This is a genomic window from Lactonifactor longoviformis, from assembly GCF_042848515.1.
In the GTDB taxonomy this organism is placed as follows: Bacteria; Bacillota; Clostridia; order Lachnospirales; family Lachnospiraceae; genus Lactonifactor; species Lactonifactor longoviformis.
Genome location: NZ_AP031453.1, coordinates 734,824 through 752,081 on the forward strand (window position 1 = coordinate 734,824; position 17,258 = coordinate 752,081).

A 17,258-nucleotide genomic window follows, 5' to 3' on the forward strand; every position below is an offset into this window, starting at 1 on the left:
GCTTACAGTTAAAATAACATTTCAGGAGGATGAAAAAAATGGTGAAAGAATTAAAGTATGGTATGGTAGGCGGAGATTTGAAAGCACTGATTGGCGAGTGCCACCGCAAGGCGCTGGGTTTGGATCCCAGGGCAAAGCTTGTATGCGGATGCTTTTCTGCTATTGATGAGCTGAATGATGAGTGCGCAGAAGCCTACCACGTAGATAAATCCAGAGTTTACTATGATGCTGAAAAAATGGCGGAGGCGGAGGCCGGGAAGATTGATTTCGTCTCCATCTGCACTCCGAATTTTGTACACTACTCAGTGGCGAAGACATTTCTTGAGCATGGCATCAACGTAGTCTGTGAAAAACCTCTGACGCTGAAGGTTGAGGAGGCGGAAGAACTGTCCAGACTGGCAAAGGAAAAAAATCTGGTATTTGCAGTGGATTACTGTTATTCCGGGTATGTTATGTGCAAGGTTATGAAGCAGATGATTGCCAGAGGCGATATCGGCGAGATCATTTCTGTGAATGCAGATTATATGGAGGGATGTTTTCTGGAACTCCTCTCTGAGAAGGAACAGGTTAACTCCAGAATCTGGCGCACAGACCCCAAATACAGCGGTATCTCCAATACCTGTGCGGACGACGGGACACATGTAGAGCATCTGGTGCACTATGTAACCGGACTGAAGATTAAGAGACTTTTGGCAACCGCAGATACGTTCGGCAAGAAGCTGGATCTGAATGACAATATTATTCTCGAATATGAAAACGGTGCACATGGCGCATATTGGTTTTCTCAGGTTGCGTGCGGATCCCCTAATGAGATTAATCTGCGCATTTACGGAACCAAGGGATCTCTTGAATGGCATCAGACCAGACCGGATGAAGTCCGTTTTGCAAGGGCGGGTGAGGCAGCCCAGCTGCTCTGCAGGGCAGGGGACGGCATCGATGTGCCGGCCGGCAGTCTGGCGCGGGTTCCTTTCGGGCATCCTGAGGGATATTATATTGCAATTGCAAATATTTACCGGAATGTTATTGATACAATTCTGAAGCTGAAAAACGGTGAGACACCTACTGAGGAGGATTTGGACTTCCCGGATGTGGAGACTGGCGTCAGCGGCGTAAAATTCTATTACGCAGTTATGGAAAGTGCACAGAACAATTCAAAATGGGTTGATGTAGAGTAGGAGGGAAGCAAAATGGCTGACACACAGAAAGCTATTATTTATAAAGGACCGGGAGAGTTTGCATATGAAGATCGTCCGGTCCCGGAAGTGGAACACGGGGATGACGTCAAGATTAAAGTATATGGCTGTGCCGTCTGCGGCACAGATGTAAATATCTTTGCTACACCCCAGAAGCACCCCTGTAAAAAGGATATAATTTTCGGTCATGAGTTTTGCGGCGAGGTTGCAGCTGTGGGAGCGCAGGTTACGAATTTGGAGCCTGGGGATAAGGTTATCATAGATCCCCACGGTCCCTGCGGCCACTGTGACAATTGCCTGGCAGGACTTCCTGAGGCCTGCGATGCGGTATTCCTTGGTCCGGACTCCGGCTTTGACGGCCAGGCACTGACCATGGGGGTATTCGCTGACGGCGGCCTGACAAACTATGTGGTTCTTCCCCAGAAGTGTGTATACAAAGTAGGGGCAGATGCAAAGCCTGAGTTGATGGGCATGGCGGAACCTCTGGCCGGATGCGGGTATGCTCTGGAAAAGCTGAATGTGCATGTGGGAGATACCGCATGTGTGTTAGGCGCGGGGCCTATCGGTCTGATGTTTACAGCACTTCTCAAGGCAAGCGGGTGCAGAAAGATTATTGTCTCTGAACCCATTGAATACCGCCGGAAGAAAGCGCTGGAAGTAGGAGCAACCTGCGTGGTGAACCCGGAGCAGGAGGACGTTGGGAAAATAGTGCTGGAAGAGACGGAGAATCTTGGAGTAGATCACTGCATTGAAGCAGTGGGGGGATTAATACCGGACTGTATTGCATATGTACGTCCCCGGGGCAAGGTTCTGCAGTACGGACATGACGAACTGATACGGCCCGAGATTCCGGTGGGTACACTTCTTAAAAAAGAAGTAGAGATCCACGGCGGGTTCCTTGGAAAATATTACATGAGAAAGGTAGGCCAGATCATTGAAGACGGCGTACTTCCCCTGGAGAAAATCCTGACCCATGTAATTCCTGCATCCAGGTATAAAGAGGCAATTGAGCTGGCATCCAGCTATCAGTGCGGAAAAATATTTGTTTCCATAGATTTTTAGGAAAGGAGCGTTTGAGAAAATGGCTGATAAAAAAGAAATTTTACGCTTACAGGAGCTGGCCCACCAGGCCCGGTATGATCTCTGCAATCTGTGCGGATCCTACGGCGGAAATATTCATATGGGCGGAGACATGTCAATGATCGATGTGCTGACCTGTCTTTTCCAGCATACCATGCGGGTGGCCCCCGAACTGCAGGAGGATCCGGAACGCGACCGCTTTATCCTCAGCAAAGGCCACGGAGCGGCATGCATGTACATTGTTATGGCATTGAAAGGATTTTTCGACTATAAGGAAATCTGTGAGACCTATGGTCAGATAGGCAGTAAATATGGCCAGCATCCGTGCAAAACCAGGCTGCCTATGCTGGAGGCATCCACGGGTTCCCTGGGACATGGGCTGCCCATCAGCGTAGGGCTGGCGGCATCTGCAAGGCAGCGGGGACAGAAACACCGTGTCTTCTGTATGATGGGGGATGGGGAGACTTGTGAGGGTTCTGTCTGGGAGGCAGCTATGGCAGGGAGAGCGCAAAAGCTTGGAAACCTGGTGGCGGTTGTGGATCGCAACAGACAGCTGATGACCAGTTTTTCCGAGGAGTCGGTCATAATGGAACCATATGCAGATAAGTGGCGTGCATTTGGATGGAATGTAATAGAAATAAGAGACGGGAATGATATGAGTCAGATCGCGGAGGCATTTGACGGACTCCCCAAAAGCAGCGGGGAGGTTCCCACCGTAATCATAGCCAATACTGTAAAAGGGAAGTATGTATCTTTTATGGAGCGCCAGATAAAATGGCATGCGGGAAGCTTGAATGAAACGGATTTACAAACAGCTTTAAAAGACCTTGACACGGCTTTGGAAAAGCAGAGAAAGGAGTTATAAATGAAGCAATCATACACACTTGACGAATACAATTCAGCAAGATCTGTGGTAGGAGATACCATAGCGGAGCTTGGGGGAAAAGATAATCGGGTATGGCTGCTGACACCGGATATCGGTTTTGGCTGCAAAGATTTCAAGGAAAAGTATCCGGACCGCTTCCTTGACACGGGGATTGCGGAACAGAATGTGGTTGGCATCTCATCTGGGCTGGCTTACGATGGGAACATACCGTTTATTATCGGGATGATGCCCTTTATGAGTATGCGCGCACTGGAACAGGTGCGCACAGATATCTGCTATCCCAACCTTCCGGTGAGAATTATTGCAAATTATGCGGGGCTGACGGGAAATGGCGGATCTACCCATTATGCTATGGAGGATATGGCGCTTTATTCTTCTCTGGTAAATATGACAGTCTGCGCCGCATCCGATCCGGTGCAGCTGCGGCAGATTATAGAGAAAAGTATGACCTATGACGGTCCTCTCTCTATCCGTATTGACCCGGGTAAAGAGAACCGTATCTTATATCCGTCAGATGCGGACTTTGAAATCGGTAAAGGCTTCACAGCGAGAGAGGGCAGGGATATTTCAGTAATTGCCTGCGGGGAAATGGTTGATTACGCACTTCAGCTGCACGATGCGGCAGAAAAAGAGGGGATCAGCGTGCGGGTGATTGATATGTTCACAGTAAAGCCTCTGGATGAAGAAATTGTACGAAAGGCTGCCTCTGAGACTGGCAGAATCATTGTCTGGGAAGATCACCTTATGAAAAATGGGCTGGCCAGTGCGGTTGCGGATGTACTGTGTGACCAGGGGATCCGTGTAAAATCCTTTAAAAGGTTTGGGGTTCCCCAGGTGTACCCTGGATTTGGAAGCGCAGAAGAATTATATCATCAGTATCAATACGATCTTGAGGCAGTTTTGTCCTATCTGAAAAGTCTGTTTTAAGGAAAAGGAGTAATAGTATGAGTGCTTACATGTGGAATACATTTTGTCCGACACTCTTTGGAACGGGTGCGTCCAAAGAGGCCGGAGTGAAAGCCAAAGAACTTGGAATGCACAGAGTTATGGTTTGTACGGAACAAGCGTTATGTGAATTCAAAGTAGCCACCCAGGTGATTGAGGTATTAAAAAATGCAGGGCTGGAGGTTTTTGTATTTGATAAATGCAGGGCGGACGCACCCAGCGATATCTGTGATGAAGGCGCTGCGTTTGTAAGAGAGCATGAAATTGACGGTATCGTGGCAGTGGGCGGCGGCAGTACCCTGGACACCGCTAAGGCCATCGGGATTATCATCAGCCAGAATGGCACGACCATCCGTGACTACTATGGGATTGGGGAAGCAGAACATGAGATAAAGCTGATTACGATCAGCACTACCTCCGGCACAGGCAGTGAGATTTCCCAGTGGGCCGTCATCGGAGATACGGTAACCGGAGCGAAGGAAATGCCCATATACAAGCCAGACATGGCTATCGTGGATCCGGTGCTTACCTATTCCCTCCCTGCAGGCCCTACGGCTGCAACAGGGATGGATGTGCTTGCACACTGTGTGGAGGCAATCACCAACAAAAATTATAATCCTTACGGGTATATTTTCGGAAAAGAGGGAATAAAGCTCACCCTTAAATGGCTGCCTGCTGCGGTAAAAGAGCCTAAAAATGCAGAGGCCAGAGAGATGATGTCTTTGGCGGCTAATCTGGGGGGGATGGCTATCTCGGCCTGCGGGTGTCAAATCGGACACAGCTTCAGTCAGACCTTCGGCGCCCAAAACCATATACCCCACGGTCTGGGCTGCGCCTGGGGACTGCCCGGGGTAATGATTTATACAGCAAAATACGGTGACAGAAAGAACCTTGAGGCTGTGGCGGATGCCATGGAGACTGCATATACACAGGATACAGATACCATGCAGCTGGCTGAGGCCCTGGCGGAGAGAGTCGTTCAGCTGATGAAAGAACTGAAGATTCCATCCATCCGGGATTCTGGATATTCTCTGGAAGACTGCCTGTCTGCAGCGGATAGATTTGCCCATGACGGTGCCTTTGGAAATTCACCGGGCAATCCGGGAAGAAAAGAGATCGAAGCGTATATTGCATTTACTTATGATGTGTACTAATTGCATGAACTGTAATTGCTATAGTCTCTGCTGCTGATGGAGTTATAAAAAACTCTTCCCACATTTTGCATATATGCTATAATTAAATCTGTCAGATACAGGTGTGTCAAGTCAGAGGAGGATTATGCATGATTGGGTACAAAGAGTTGATTCTGGAAACCGGTATTTGTTTTGACGTTTTCGACCAGATGCAGGATGAAATATTGTTTTTTGATGTAAATGCAAATTTAGTATATTTGAATCAATCTGCGGAGCGCTCGGAGGGATATACCTTAAAAGAATCATATGGGAGGTCTCTTTTTGAGCTTTATGACTTCCAAAATGATGTCAGAAAGGACACAAGCCCGGCCTATATAGCTTTGACGGAAAAGCGTCCGGTCCGTGATATGATCTGTGTATATTATACCGGAGGGCTGAAAAAGACAAAAACCATTGATTCTACACCAATCTATAAGGGCGGAAAACTTATAGGGGCTTTTAATATTCAGCGTGACTTAACTCAGCTTTCCAATATGATTGACGAGAACCTGGAGCTGCAGAGTAAAATTAACCGGCACCGGTCATGCCAGAACGGAAGGGACGCTGCTCCCTTTGCAGACCTTATAGGCAGCAGTGAAACCTTCCGGTACAGCTTAACGCTGGCAAGAAAGGCGGCCAAAACGGACTCCTCTGTACTGCTGATTGGGGAGGATGGCTGTGGAAAAAATACGTTTGCCCGGTCTATTCATGAAAGCAGTTCCCGGTCTGACGGGCCTTTCCTTTCCATCAATTGTGCATCTATTCCAGAGAACTTACTGGAGGGTTTGCTGTTTGGCACACAGAATAAGCATTATCCCGGTCCGGACTCGGAAGGCATTCTTCGTCAGGCCAGCGGCGGAACTCTTTATCTGGAAAATGTAACGTACCTGTCTCCCGGGATACAAATGAAGCTGCTGCATGTTCTTGAGGAGCATATGTTTATAAGGCCGAACGGAAGTGAGGCTATTCCGGTCAATATACGTATCATCTGCAGCAGCAGTGAACCGCCTGCGGAAATGATACGCAACAACCGTCTGCGCATGGAGTTCTTTTACTGCATTTCTGTGGTACAGATTCCCATTCCTTCTCTGGCAGAACGTACAGAAGATATTCCACTGCTGACAAATTACTTTATCAGTGAGTTTAATCGTCGGTTTCATAAAAGGATTCAGGGTGTGGACAGCGAGGTGATGTCATGGTTCAGAATCTATCACTGGCCGGGAAATATCCGCCAGTTTCGCTCCTGTATAGAAGCAGCTATGAATTTGACAGAAGATGGTCATGAGATCCATGCAGATGATCTGCCTGCCAATGTTTTTTATGAGACCCGGACACCCAGAACACATTTTAATTCCAGCGATGAACCGTCTGGGGCACTGACAGGAGGGGGTGCCGGAAGCGGCGCAGTGAAGCAGGACACGTATTTCAGCAAAAGAAAGCTATATCTGGAAGCCCAGGAAAAAGAGCAGGAGGAGATTATCAAAGCTTTAAAACAAACCAACGGAAATATTTCACAGGCTGCCCGTATCTTAGGGATCAGCAGGCAGCTGATGCATTATAGAATGAAAAAATATCATATAGAATGAATCAAACATTCAGGCCTTCTTTCAGAGAGGGCCTTTTTTGGTGTCAGTACACGTAAAAAAGTGTAAAGGAGAAAAAAAGTGAAAAAACTGTAAAAATAAAATTTTGCAATGAATTTTCAGATACTTTCATTGACTGTGTCTAAGGTGATGTGCAATAATACATACAACAAATGAAACCTATTTATACGAGAAAATATAGGAGGGTGTAAGATTATGCAGAGATACCAAGCAGTAGATCCAACGGATCTAACCAAAATTCATGAAACGTCTCTAAAAATTCTGGAAGAAGTGGGTGTCATTATGACATATGAACCAGCGTGTGAGCTTCTAGCAAAGCATGGGGCAAAAGTTGACGGTAAAAAGGTGCTGTTTCCCAGGAAACTGGTGGAAGAAAGTTTGAAACTTACTCCTTCCTCCTTCACACTCTATGCGAGGAATCCCGATGGAAATGTTTTATTCAATCTGGAAGATACCCACTACTGCGGCCCCGGAGGTTCCTGCTTTGTTGCGGATTTGGATCACGGCCGCCGCCCAAGTAAAAAAGAGGATTTTATTAACCTGATAAAACTGTATCAATCCATGGATCTTATTGAAATGCATCATGTCCCCTGTGAGATGACAGATGTGGATCCGGCAATCAGAAACAAAGCGGTTGTCTACGAGACCATGAAGTACAGCGACAAACCGCTGATGCCTTTTATGTTTACCTATGAAGAAGCAAAGGGATGCATAGAGATGGCAGCGGCGCCCTTTGGCGGCCTGGAGGCCGTTAAAAATAAAAAACCGGTTCTGCTCGCGGACCCCTGTACAGTAACCCCTCTATGCTATGATGATAAATCGCTGGCTACTCTTATGGCTTTTGCAGAGTATGGTCAGATTCAGCTTATCAATTCGCTGGCAATGGCCGGGGCAACGGCACCTGTAACACTGGCCGGAAACGTTGCAGTACAGAATGCAGAGATACTGGCCGGTATTGTCTTAGCTCAGTGTGTTAATCCCGGAACACCTGTTATTTATTCGGCATCAGGATCTAACGCAAATATGCGTACCTGCTCCTTAACCATAGGTTCTCCGGAATGCGCGTTAATGTCTCTGATTAACGGACAGCTGGCTAAGTTCTATCATCTGCCATGCAGAATCAGCGGCGCAATTACTGACAGCAAATGCTTTGATCCTCAGCTGGGTTATGAATCCATGATGAATCTTATGACTGCCGAAATGGCAGGGGGAAACTTTATCCTGCACGGGGGAGGCATTATGGCCACGTATGATACGGTTTCCTTTGAAAAATCAATGATAGATTATGAACTCATGGGGCTTGTAAGACGCATACATCGGGGGATAGAAGTAAATGAGGAGACACTTGCTTATGATGTAATCAAAGAGGTTGGACCCCGCGGCCAGTTCCTGACGGAGGAACACACCTATGAACATTTCCGTGACGCACACTATCTCCCATTTATCAGTGACTCTTTAAATGTGGCCCAGTGGGAGGCCGGCGGGAAGAAGACAGTTGCGGAACGGGCAAATGAGAAGTGGAAAAAAATGTTGGAGGAGTATGTGCAGCCTGATTTCCCTGCTGAGCTTGACGCAGAGTTAAGAAAACATCTCATACCGTAAATTATGCTGAATGGAGAGGAGTGCTTATGAAATCATTAGGAAAAGATAAACTGATTGTTTTTATTATACTCAGTGCAACGGTTGCGCTGGCCTATCAGCTCCCGTATATGAAATATACCTTCTATGATCAGATGATGGAGGCGCTGCAAATCAATGATACACAGATGGGAGTTCTGGGTACCTGCCTGACCCTGGTTAACACCTTGTGTTATCCTATCGGCGGCTTTTTTGCGGATCGTTTTCCAATGAAAAAGCTTATCTGCATTACTTTGGCTGCCTTTGCTCTTTTGACAGGACTCTTTGCATTTACAACGAATTACATTGTTTTAATTGGAATTCATGTATTATATGGGTTTTTCGGTATTGCAACCTTATGGTCGGCCTACCTTTCCGGTATTCGGAGCCTTGGGGACGAGGAGTCCCAGAGTGCAATCTTTGGAAGCAGTGAATCCACACGCGGAATTCTCCAGACGATTACGTCCTTTCTCTTTCTTGGGATTATGAATGTTGCTGCTACGCCTGTTCTTGGATTTCGGTTTGTCATGATTGCAGGTGCGGCAATTACAGGACTCTTCCTGGTTCTTGCTCTGATTTTCCTGCCTGCAGAGACCGCGGCGGAACAGGAAAGGGAGAAAGAAGAAAAGATTCCCCTGAAAGAGGTGTTAACCAATAAGGGGGTATGGATTACCATTTGGGTTATTATGTGTTCTTACGTTTCCTGGACATTGGGAAATGGATATCTGACTACTTATACAGTTCGGGTTCTTGGCATTTCCTCTTCCTTAGCATCCACCATTGGAATCGTAAGAAGCTATGTCATTGTACTGGCGGCGGGCTTTATTGGAGGATGGATACTGGATAAGTTTACCTATAAGGGAAAGGGATTCATGGTTTTCCTGTCTGTTACAGTGGTCATTACACTGGCAGTGATGTGCACAAGTAAGGTAGTTCCTATCTGTATCGGACTTACGCTGTTTCTTGCTTTAATGGCTAATATTATGAAATCAACCTATTGGAGCATAATGGGGCAGGCAGGGATTCCCTTGAAAATGACCGCAATTGCCACAGGGGTGATTTCCTTTATTGCATTTATCCCTGATTTTATCGTGCCGACGATCTGCGGGATATGGCTGGATGCTGCAATAGAAGCTGGGAATATCGCATCAGGTTTTAACAAGATATTTATACTGCTGATTGTATTTTCGGCGGTGGGGATAGTTGGGGCTGCATTGCTGGTGAGGCAGACAAAATCGCATTCCTAAGGCTGTATCTTAAAACTTACGAATGCTTCTCTGTTTTTTCGGTTTAGTTTTGAAATTATAAGGTGAAACACAATATGCAGGGAAAGGAAGTATGACTCAGCCGTCAATGTATGGGAATCCTGAGAGGCAGACTGTGGGAGGCACCTCGTAAGGGCCATAGCTGCCGGATGGCATCTCCGTACAACAGCTGTCATCCAGGGGCTGGTCTGCATCATTAATATAAACCAGACCATACCTTATCTCGACCTTATCTCCGGGCAGACCAATGATGCGAGACACAAGACCCCAACGAGGAGTAACATGGTCAGCAGAATGACCCATATCCAAACTGGTATTTTTCGTTTCTTCACCATTTTTCACCACACCGTAGTTGATAGGATCACTATATCAAAATGCGGATCTGGGAGCAATGGCTGATTCTCTTTATGCGTATCCCAAGTGCTATAGCCATTTAATCCCAAAGGTAGCCTATCTCTCCGGAGATTCTGACAAGTGTTATTCTTTCCTCTAAATGCGATTCTATATCATCTACTGCTTCTTGTATGTATCTATGTTTGTATTCATATTCTCCTCATCTACTCATTGTATGGCAGTCCGGACTTCATTTTTTTATATTTCTTTCTGTTCCAAGTTATTGCTTTGATGGTTTGTCCATTCACAGCATTGACGGTTTCTTCTGAGTTTGTTATGTTTTAGATGTGACTGTATGGGGCCAAGGTGTCTCATAGTTTATCAAATAGGCAAACAGTAATTCGGAATATAAGGAGGTAACTATGGTACAGGAATATATTATAAACGCTTGCAGTGGTCAGGCTATTGAGGTAGTAAGCGGGCAGACCATAACGATTATTGATATAGAAGGCGGGCAAGTTGTTGACTTTTTTGCTGAGCTTTCAGATAACCCCAACGAGTTTTTGTCAACTGGTGTTACGATTGACTGCAATGAGTCTTTGAGATTAAAAGTGGGGGATTATATTTATTCTAATCTTTATCGTCCATTATTAAAAGTGTTATCCGATGATGTTGGAGAACATGATTTACTGCACCCTTGCTGCCGACCGGAGATGTATGAATTTTTTTACCATAATGGAAAAGGGCATCCCAATTGCCTGGATAACATAAACAAAAGTTTAGAAGAGACAAGGCAGATTATTCATCCTGTAAATCTATTTATGTACACAAAAGTAGATATGAATGGAGCTATAGAGGTCAAAAGTCCCCTGTCAAAAGCAGGAGACAAAGTGGTTTTACAGGCAGAAATGGATATGCGTTTAGGGATAGCTGCCTGTAGTGTATCGGAAAGTGACTGCAATAGCAGAAAATGCACGCCCATAAGGATTGTTGTTGCGGATTAAAGAAGCTCTATACGCCAAGCTTATTATAGATATTTAGGAACTGAAGAGCGAGAATGCGCAGTAGACCAGCAGTAAGGCCATGACAGTGTTGACTATGCGGGCATGTCTGGAGAACAGCCATTTAAATCCGGATCCAAAAGCTGACCACAGTAGTGTAAATACAAAACCAATAAAGGCAAGCAGCAAGGCAAAACCCATAAGAGGCAGCGTCTGTCCTGCATAATACGGAAGAATATAAGCCTCCATTGACATTATACAGTAGATATAGATTTTTGGATTAATAAATTGCAGAAGTAAACCAGGGACAAAACCGTCGTGGGAATGAGACGCTTCCACAGAAGCAGAGCTGCGGAAGGTTTCCCAGGCAAGATATAACATATAGCAGGCTCCTGCCAGAAGCATAGGCAGTTTGATTCTGGGGATGAAGGAGGATAGCAGACTGCAGAAGGCTGTACATAATAGCATCACGAGAGAAAAACCTGTCAGAATTCCCAGATTAAAGGGCAATGCACCGCGAAATCCCTTCCGGATTCCATTTGACATAGACATAATATTATTAGGGCCTGGTGTTACGGCAGTAATTACGGCATAGGTAAGAAAAGAAAACCAGGGAAACATCATTGACCTCCTTAATTATGGTGTGATAAGATAATGGAAAATAGTATAATATATAAGAATTCTTTTATATTGTACTTTAAGTTTATTATAATGTCAAGGAGATGAAGAGCATATATGGATGTCACTAAGATTGTAGCGGCAAATGTAAAGGATATAAGGGAAAAAAAGAAACTGACATTGGATGCAGCTGCTGAGACCACAGGGGTTTCCCGCAGTATGCTGGCGCAGATTGAAAAAGGGGATGTAAACCCTACGATATCAGTTCTATGGAAGATTGCCAATGGCTACAAGGTTTCATTTACTTCACTGGTGGAGGGACCGGAAGAACCTGCTGTTATGATAAAGAGGATGGCGGCTGAACCATTAGCAGAAGATGACGGGCGCTATCTTAATTACCCTGTTTTTGGATTCGACGAGCAGAAGTTATTTGAGAGCTACCGAATTGTTATAAAGCCGGGGGGAAGGCTTTCGGCACAGCCCCATATGACGGGAGCAGAAGAATATATTACGGTATTCTATGGGAAAGTTATTATATCGGTAGAGGAAGAGACATACCATTTGGAGCAGGGAGATTCTATACGGTTCCTTGCAGATGTATCACATTCTTATGAAAATGTGGGGGAAGAGGAAGCCGGTTTAAGCATGCTGATTTACTATAATAAGTAAGGGGCAGAGAATGAGAGCGGAGGTATTTCAAATATATAAGGGTGTCAAAGGATATATATCACTAAAGCGATCCATTGATAAGTATGTTACTTCTTTTTCTTTGGTTTTCGGTTAAGTTTCAATGTGATAGATTGGTTTTGGGCTGTTTCACGGAAGAGCTTTACTGCAAGCGTGGATCGCTCCTTAAGGGACAGATTATCCTTTTTGGTCTGAGCTGTAAGCTGTTCCATAACCGCCCTGCAGTCTTCTAAATCCAGAAGATTAACGGCTAGGCAAAATAAGTTTTTTTGACGCCCTGCATTGTAGTTTTCCAGTAAATGACGGAGGACTGCACTCTTTTCCTCCAGATTTGTTAGATATTGTGCCAGGCCTATTGATTGGGCTTTGGCAAAGTCCTTTTTTTGATGGCTGTGGGTAATAAAAGAATCAAATTCATCTATTTTGTCATAATAGGCACAAGGATACTCCCTGCACAGAAAACAATATTCTATATTTTCATGCTGCATACTGCATTTTGCAATCTTGCAGGATTGATTGCTGTCTCCCCCTCCGCATCCGGGGCAATAGTGATCCAGATACATAGGGCAGAGCCCACAGTTTAATCCGCATAGTGAAAACAAGGTGGATTCTCTGGCAAAATTCTTCATATGTTATCTCCTAGTAGGGGTGTTCTTTTTTGTATTATAATACTGTTGACAGGTATGTCAAGAAGAATTGTTATATTATCTACATTAAATAATCGGGATATTAAAGAGAATGACTTTGATTTTTCTGTCTTTATTATTTGTTTGGGACAGTGGCATTCGTATTGGGATTCGCGCTCCTGAAGGCGGCTGCAGCAAGTGCAAATAGTCTGTCCTCGGGACAGTATAATGTACTAAAAATTCTATTTGCTTAAACTTTTTCACTTATCAGGTGAAAGTAGAAAGTATTATAAAATACAGCAATTTTGGTGGATATGGAGCAGTAGCATGAAATATTAGGAATAATGCCGGTGAAGAATAGATAATAGGGCTCTTATATGTTATAATGGCATAAGACATTGCGGCATGAAATATTATGAATAATGTAGGTTTAGAATAGATAATACAAACATTATGTGTTATAATATGTGTTAATTACGGACGTAAATTATCTGCCTGTTGTTATTCTTTCATTAAAGTACAGAGAATGGAAAAATAACATAATCAGATAAGCTTTAGGTCTGTAAATTAATATCATTAAGGAAGGTGAGCAATTGGAAAACTATACCAAGTATAAGCTAAAGGGGAACGACGAGCTGGCTGCGTTACTGGCTGATAAAGATAAACTGTTCGTCATTGCCTGCAACAAATGCTTCAAGGAATTTGAGACCATTGACGAACCAGATTGCGGTGAATTTGAAAAAATCGCCGCGGAACATGGAAAAACAATCACAGGAAGCGCAAAGGTCGATTTTTTGTGCAACAAAACCCAGACTGAGAAAAAGTTACAGGATATGATTCCCGAAGGCACGGAGCATATTTTTGTAATCTCTTGCGGCTTGGGTATCCAGACAGTTGCAGACGGGGCAAAAGTACCTGTATATGCGGCAAGCAATACATTGAACTATACAGGACATCACGGTATGGCGCTGACTAAAAAGCGCTGTGACGCATGTGCTCAGTGCTACCTGAATATAACCGGAGGAGTTTGTCCGATCGTTGACTGCTCCAAAAGTCTGGTCAATGGACAGTGCGGGGGCGCGAAGAATGGGAAATGTGAAGTAGATCCGGACAAAGATTGTGCCTGGGAAAAAATCAATAGTAAATTGGAGAAGCAGGGACGTCTTGAGGAATTTTTGAATCAGCCGGTTCAGTTACGTGACTATTCAAAAGTTAATTTTAATGTTATTAATGAATATGTAAAATCTATTCGTGAGGAGAGATTTGCAGGCTATTATGGCGGTGTTCATCCATCCGAACGCAAAGGGTTCAGTGAGCATATTGCACTGGAAAGATTTCCGGAACCGAAAACGGTTGTTATTTCCATGTCACAACATTTAGGGGCTCCGGCAAATCCTATTGTACAAGTGGGTGATACAGTGAAGGTCGGACAAAAGATCGCTGAAGCTGCAGGCTTTATCAGTGCTCCTGTCCATTCCAGTGTCAGCGGAACTGTTGTCGCAATTGAACCGCGCCTGCATGCTACAAGAGGCAGCGAAGTTATGGCTGTTGTAATTGAATCAGATGGAAAAAATACTCTGTACGAATCAGTAAAACCGAATAAAGATTTAGAAGACCTTACGCCGGATGAAATCATCGAGATTGTTCGGGAGGCCGGAATTGTAGGTATGGGAGGTGCCGGATTCCCGACATCTGTCAAATTGAAACCGAACAAGCCAATCGAAGCTATCCTGCTCAACGGCTGTGAATGTGAACCGCTTTTGACAGCAGACCACAGAGTGCTTCTGGAGTTTGCAGATGATATTATTTACGGCCTTAAGGCAATGATTAAAACAGTTGATGCCCAGAAAGGTATTATTGTTATTGAGGATAATAAGCCGGATGCCGTTGAACTTATGGAAGCCAAAATTGCCGACTGTGACAATATAGAAGTAGTAGTGGCTAAGACAAAATACCCCCAGGGTGCTGAAAAAATGCTGATTAAGCATATTATGGGAAGACAGGTGCCGCGCGGCGGCCTGCCGGCAGATGTAGGGGTTGTAGTTAGTAACATCAGCACGGTAAAGGCTGTTTCTGATGCGATTCAGAAGGGTATGCCGCTCATTGAACGTGTTGCCACCATAACCGGCGAAAAGATTAAGAAGCCCGGCAATTATATCGTAAAGATTGGTACGAATGTAAAAGAGCTTATCGATTATTGCGGCGGATTCACAGATGATGATGTTATGGTTAAGATGGGCGGACCAATGATGGGATTTGCTCTTTCAGATTTGAATGTACCTATGATGAAAGGCTCCAATGGAATCATTGCGATTGATACGGATCAGACACAGGAAATGTCTTGTATCAAATGCGGACGCTGTGTGGACGTGTGTCCGATGGAGCTTGCCCCGCTGTATTATGCAAAACTTGCGGATGAGCAGAAATGGCAGGATATGCGTGACAGAGATGTCATGGATTGTATTGAGTGCAGGAGCTGTGAATATATATGTTCCTCCAAGATTCCATTAGTCAGCAAAATTAAGGCTGGAAAAAATGCGATAAGGGAGATGAAGTGATATGTTAATTACCCAATTAAAAGCAAAGGAAACTATCGTATCACTGGTGGGCGGAAAGAAAGTTTTTATCATTAACTGCCAGGGATGCAAAGAAGTTCATTTCCCGGAAAAAGAAGCCGCAGAATTCCAGAAAGAGCTGGCGGATGACGGGAATGTGACCGGAATTATTACAACTGACTATATTTGTAATCCGGAAAATATGAAGCTGCGGCTTCAGAAACATATGAGTGCGATTGAGGCTGCAGATGTAGTGCTGGTATTCTCCTGCGGCGTCGGTGTACAGACAATTGCCGAGTACCTGGAGGACAAAAAGGTATGTGCAGCATGTGATACATATCCATTGCCGGGATTCCAAGGTGTAACACCCTTAGAATATGATTGTGATCAGTGCGGAGAATGTTATCTGAACATCACTGGCGGAATCTGCCCGATTACCGCTTGCTCTAAAAGCCTGGTCAACGGACCATGCGGCGGTACCAAAAACGGCAAATGCGAAGTGGACGGAGATATGGAATGCGGCTGGGAGCGTATTTACAGACGCCTTGCACAGCTTGGACGTCAGGATGCACTGAAATGTCCGGTACAGGTACGCAATTACGCAACCGATGATGAAGTGTCTAAGCAAACAGAGAACTGTTAAAATTCATGTGACTATTCAGCGGGTAGTATCCCGCGTGGTAACTATGATGGGACTGAATGGTTGCAAATTTATAATGATTAGGAGTAAGGGAGAATGAATATTACTGAATTATTTCAACGTGGTGAATTTGTAGTTTCTGCAGAAGTAGGACCGCCGAAAGGAACCAATATTGACCATCTTGTAGAAGAAGCAAAGACTTATCTGACCGGGGTTACAGCGGTGAACGTAACAGATAACCAGTCTTCCGTTATGCGTCTGGGCTCTCTGGCGACATGTAAGGTACTGAAGGATGAAGGACTAACACCAATCTATCAGTTGACTTGCCGTGACAGAAACCGTATCGCACTGCAGTCAGATCTTTTGAGCGCTGCTATGTTAGGAATTGAAAATCTGCTTCTCTTAACCGGTGATCATACCAAGATGGGAGATCATCCTCAGGCGAAACCTGTTTTTGACCTGGATTCTGTTTCCCTGATTCATACAGTAAAAACGCTGGAATCAGGCTATGACCTTGGCGGAAATGAGCTGGTGGGCGAACCGCCCAAGTTTGCAAAAGGTGCAGTAGTATCACCATGCAGTGATTCTGTTGACGCACAGCTTGCAAAGATGGAACGAAAAGTAATGGCTGGCGCTGACTATTTCCAGACGCAGGCAGTTTATGAACCTGAAAAATTCATTGAATTTATGGAAAAAGCAAAACAGTTCGGAAAACCTGTTCAGCTGGGTATTGTAATTCCGAAATCTGTGGGAATGGCAAGATTCATGAATGCAAATGTTGCAGGTATCCATGTTCCGGAATCAATGATCGACGAACTGAAGGCCGATAAAGAAAAAACAAAAGCAGGTATCACTGGTGTAGAGATCGCTGCACGTATTATTAAAGAATGTAAACCATACTGTCAGGGTGTACATATCATGGCATTAGGCTGGGAATCTAAAATACCGGATCTTCTTAAGCTGGCCGGAATTTAATATTCTAAGGACTGTCAGTTAATACGGAGTTTTAGTCCTTGTAGCATATAATAAGAACATT

16 protein-coding genes are annotated in these 17,258 nt (G+C 44.8%); 13 read left to right on the plus strand and 3 right to left on the minus strand.

What is annotated here, in order from left to right; genetic code table 11:
* Positions 1–38 precede the first annotated feature (38 nt).
* The 8 genes from ACGHCT_RS03360 to ACGHCT_RS03395 all read left to right on the plus strand — a co-directional run bounded on the left by ACGHCT_RS03360 (position 39) and on the right by ACGHCT_RS03395 (position 9,744).
* Complete coding sequence (locus ACGHCT_RS03360; RefSeq protein ID WP_390438221.1) at positions 39–1,175, plus strand: Gfo/Idh/MocA family protein; 1,137 nt, start codon at positions 39–41, stop codon at positions 1,173–1,175.
* Between the two features lie 12 nt (positions 1,176–1,187).
* Positions 1,188–2,255 carry a zinc-binding dehydrogenase gene (locus tag ACGHCT_RS03365; RefSeq protein WP_390438223.1) on the plus strand — a complete coding sequence of 356 codons (1,068 nt, stop codon included), beginning with the start codon at positions 1,188–1,190 and terminating at the stop codon, positions 2,253–2,255.
* Positions 2,256–2,274: 19 nt separating this feature from the next.
* A complete protein-coding gene (locus ACGHCT_RS03370) occupies positions 2,275–3,138 on the plus strand; it encodes a transketolase (protein WP_390438225.1) in 864 nt (287 codons plus the stop codon).
* Positions 3,139–4,086 (plus strand): transketolase family protein, encoded by a 948-nt coding sequence (locus ACGHCT_RS03375; RefSeq protein WP_072849467.1) that lies wholly within the window; start codon positions 3,139–3,141, stop codon positions 4,084–4,086.
* 17 nt (positions 4,087–4,103) lie between these two features.
* A complete protein-coding gene (locus ACGHCT_RS03380; RefSeq protein ID WP_072849469.1) occupies positions 4,104–5,258 on the plus strand; it encodes an iron-containing alcohol dehydrogenase in 1,155 nt (384 codons plus the stop codon).
* Between the two features lie 128 nt (positions 5,259–5,386).
* Positions 5,387–6,862, plus strand: coding sequence for a sigma-54 interaction domain-containing protein (locus ACGHCT_RS03385; protein ID WP_390438227.1), 1,476 nt, complete (start codon positions 5,387–5,389; stop codon positions 6,860–6,862).
* 213 nt (positions 6,863–7,075) lie between these two features.
* Positions 7,076–8,482 carry a trimethylamine methyltransferase family protein gene (locus ACGHCT_RS03390; protein ID WP_390438229.1) on the plus strand — a complete coding sequence of 469 codons (1,407 nt, stop codon included), beginning with the start codon at positions 7,076–7,078 and terminating at the stop codon, positions 8,480–8,482.
* Positions 8,483–8,508: 26 nt separating this feature from the next.
* Entirely contained in the window at positions 8,509–9,744 is a 1,236-nt protein-coding gene (locus ACGHCT_RS03395) for an MFS transporter (protein WP_390438231.1), read from the plus strand.
* 96 nt (positions 9,745–9,840) lie between these two features.
* Here the strand turns inward: ACGHCT_RS03395 and ACGHCT_RS03400 are convergent, their stop codons facing one another.
* Positions 9,841–10,065, minus strand: a complete 225-nt coding sequence (locus ACGHCT_RS03400) for a S26 family signal peptidase (protein ID WP_390438233.1) — start codon at positions 10,063–10,065, stop codon at positions 9,841–9,843.
* Positions 10,066–10,517: 452 nt separating this feature from the next.
* Between ACGHCT_RS03400 and ACGHCT_RS03405 the strand changes: the two genes are divergently transcribed.
* Positions 10,518–11,099, plus strand: a complete 582-nt coding sequence (locus ACGHCT_RS03405) for a DUF1989 domain-containing protein (RefSeq protein ID WP_072849475.1) — start codon at positions 10,518–10,520, stop codon at positions 11,097–11,099.
* 33 nt (positions 11,100–11,132) lie between these two features.
* Here the strand turns inward: ACGHCT_RS03405 and ACGHCT_RS03410 are convergent, their stop codons facing one another.
* Positions 11,133–11,720, minus strand: coding sequence for a LysE family transporter (locus ACGHCT_RS03410; RefSeq protein WP_390438235.1), 588 nt, complete (start codon positions 11,718–11,720; stop codon positions 11,133–11,135).
* A 111-nt stretch (positions 11,721–11,831) separates the two neighbouring features.
* Here ACGHCT_RS03410 and ACGHCT_RS03415 point away from each other — a divergent pair, with 111 nt between their 5' ends.
* On the plus strand, positions 11,832–12,383 hold the full coding sequence (locus ACGHCT_RS03415; RefSeq protein ID WP_390438237.1) for a helix-turn-helix domain-containing protein: 552 nt from the start codon (positions 11,832–11,834) through the stop codon (positions 12,381–12,383).
* An 86-nt stretch (positions 12,384–12,469) separates the two neighbouring features.
* On the opposite strand, the gene ACGHCT_RS03420 is transcribed toward ACGHCT_RS03415, so the two are convergent.
* Positions 12,470–13,030 (minus strand): DUF3795 domain-containing protein, encoded by a 561-nt coding sequence (locus ACGHCT_RS03420; RefSeq protein WP_390438239.1) that lies wholly within the window; start codon positions 13,028–13,030, stop codon positions 12,470–12,472.
* 590 nt (positions 13,031–13,620) lie between these two features.
* Here ACGHCT_RS03420 and rsxC point away from each other — a divergent pair.
* From rsxC to ACGHCT_RS03435, 3 genes are all read left to right on the plus strand, one after another.
* The gene (gene rsxC, locus ACGHCT_RS03425; RefSeq protein ID WP_072849478.1) at positions 13,621–15,585 is read left to right on the plus strand and encodes an electron transport complex subunit RsxC; all 1,965 of its coding nucleotides are present in this window, start codon (positions 13,621–13,623) and stop codon (positions 15,583–15,585) included.
* Between the two features lies 1 nt (position 15,586).
* Positions 15,587–16,225 (plus strand): methylenetetrahydrofolate reductase C-terminal domain-containing protein, encoded by a 639-nt coding sequence (locus ACGHCT_RS03430; protein ID WP_072849480.1) that lies wholly within the window; start codon positions 15,587–15,589, stop codon positions 16,223–16,225.
* A gap of 93 nt (positions 16,226–16,318) precedes the next feature.
* Positions 16,319–17,197 (plus strand): methylenetetrahydrofolate reductase, encoded by an 879-nt coding sequence (locus tag ACGHCT_RS03435; protein ID WP_072849481.1) that lies wholly within the window; start codon positions 16,319–16,321, stop codon positions 17,195–17,197.
* Positions 17,198–17,258: the final 61 nt, after the last annotated feature.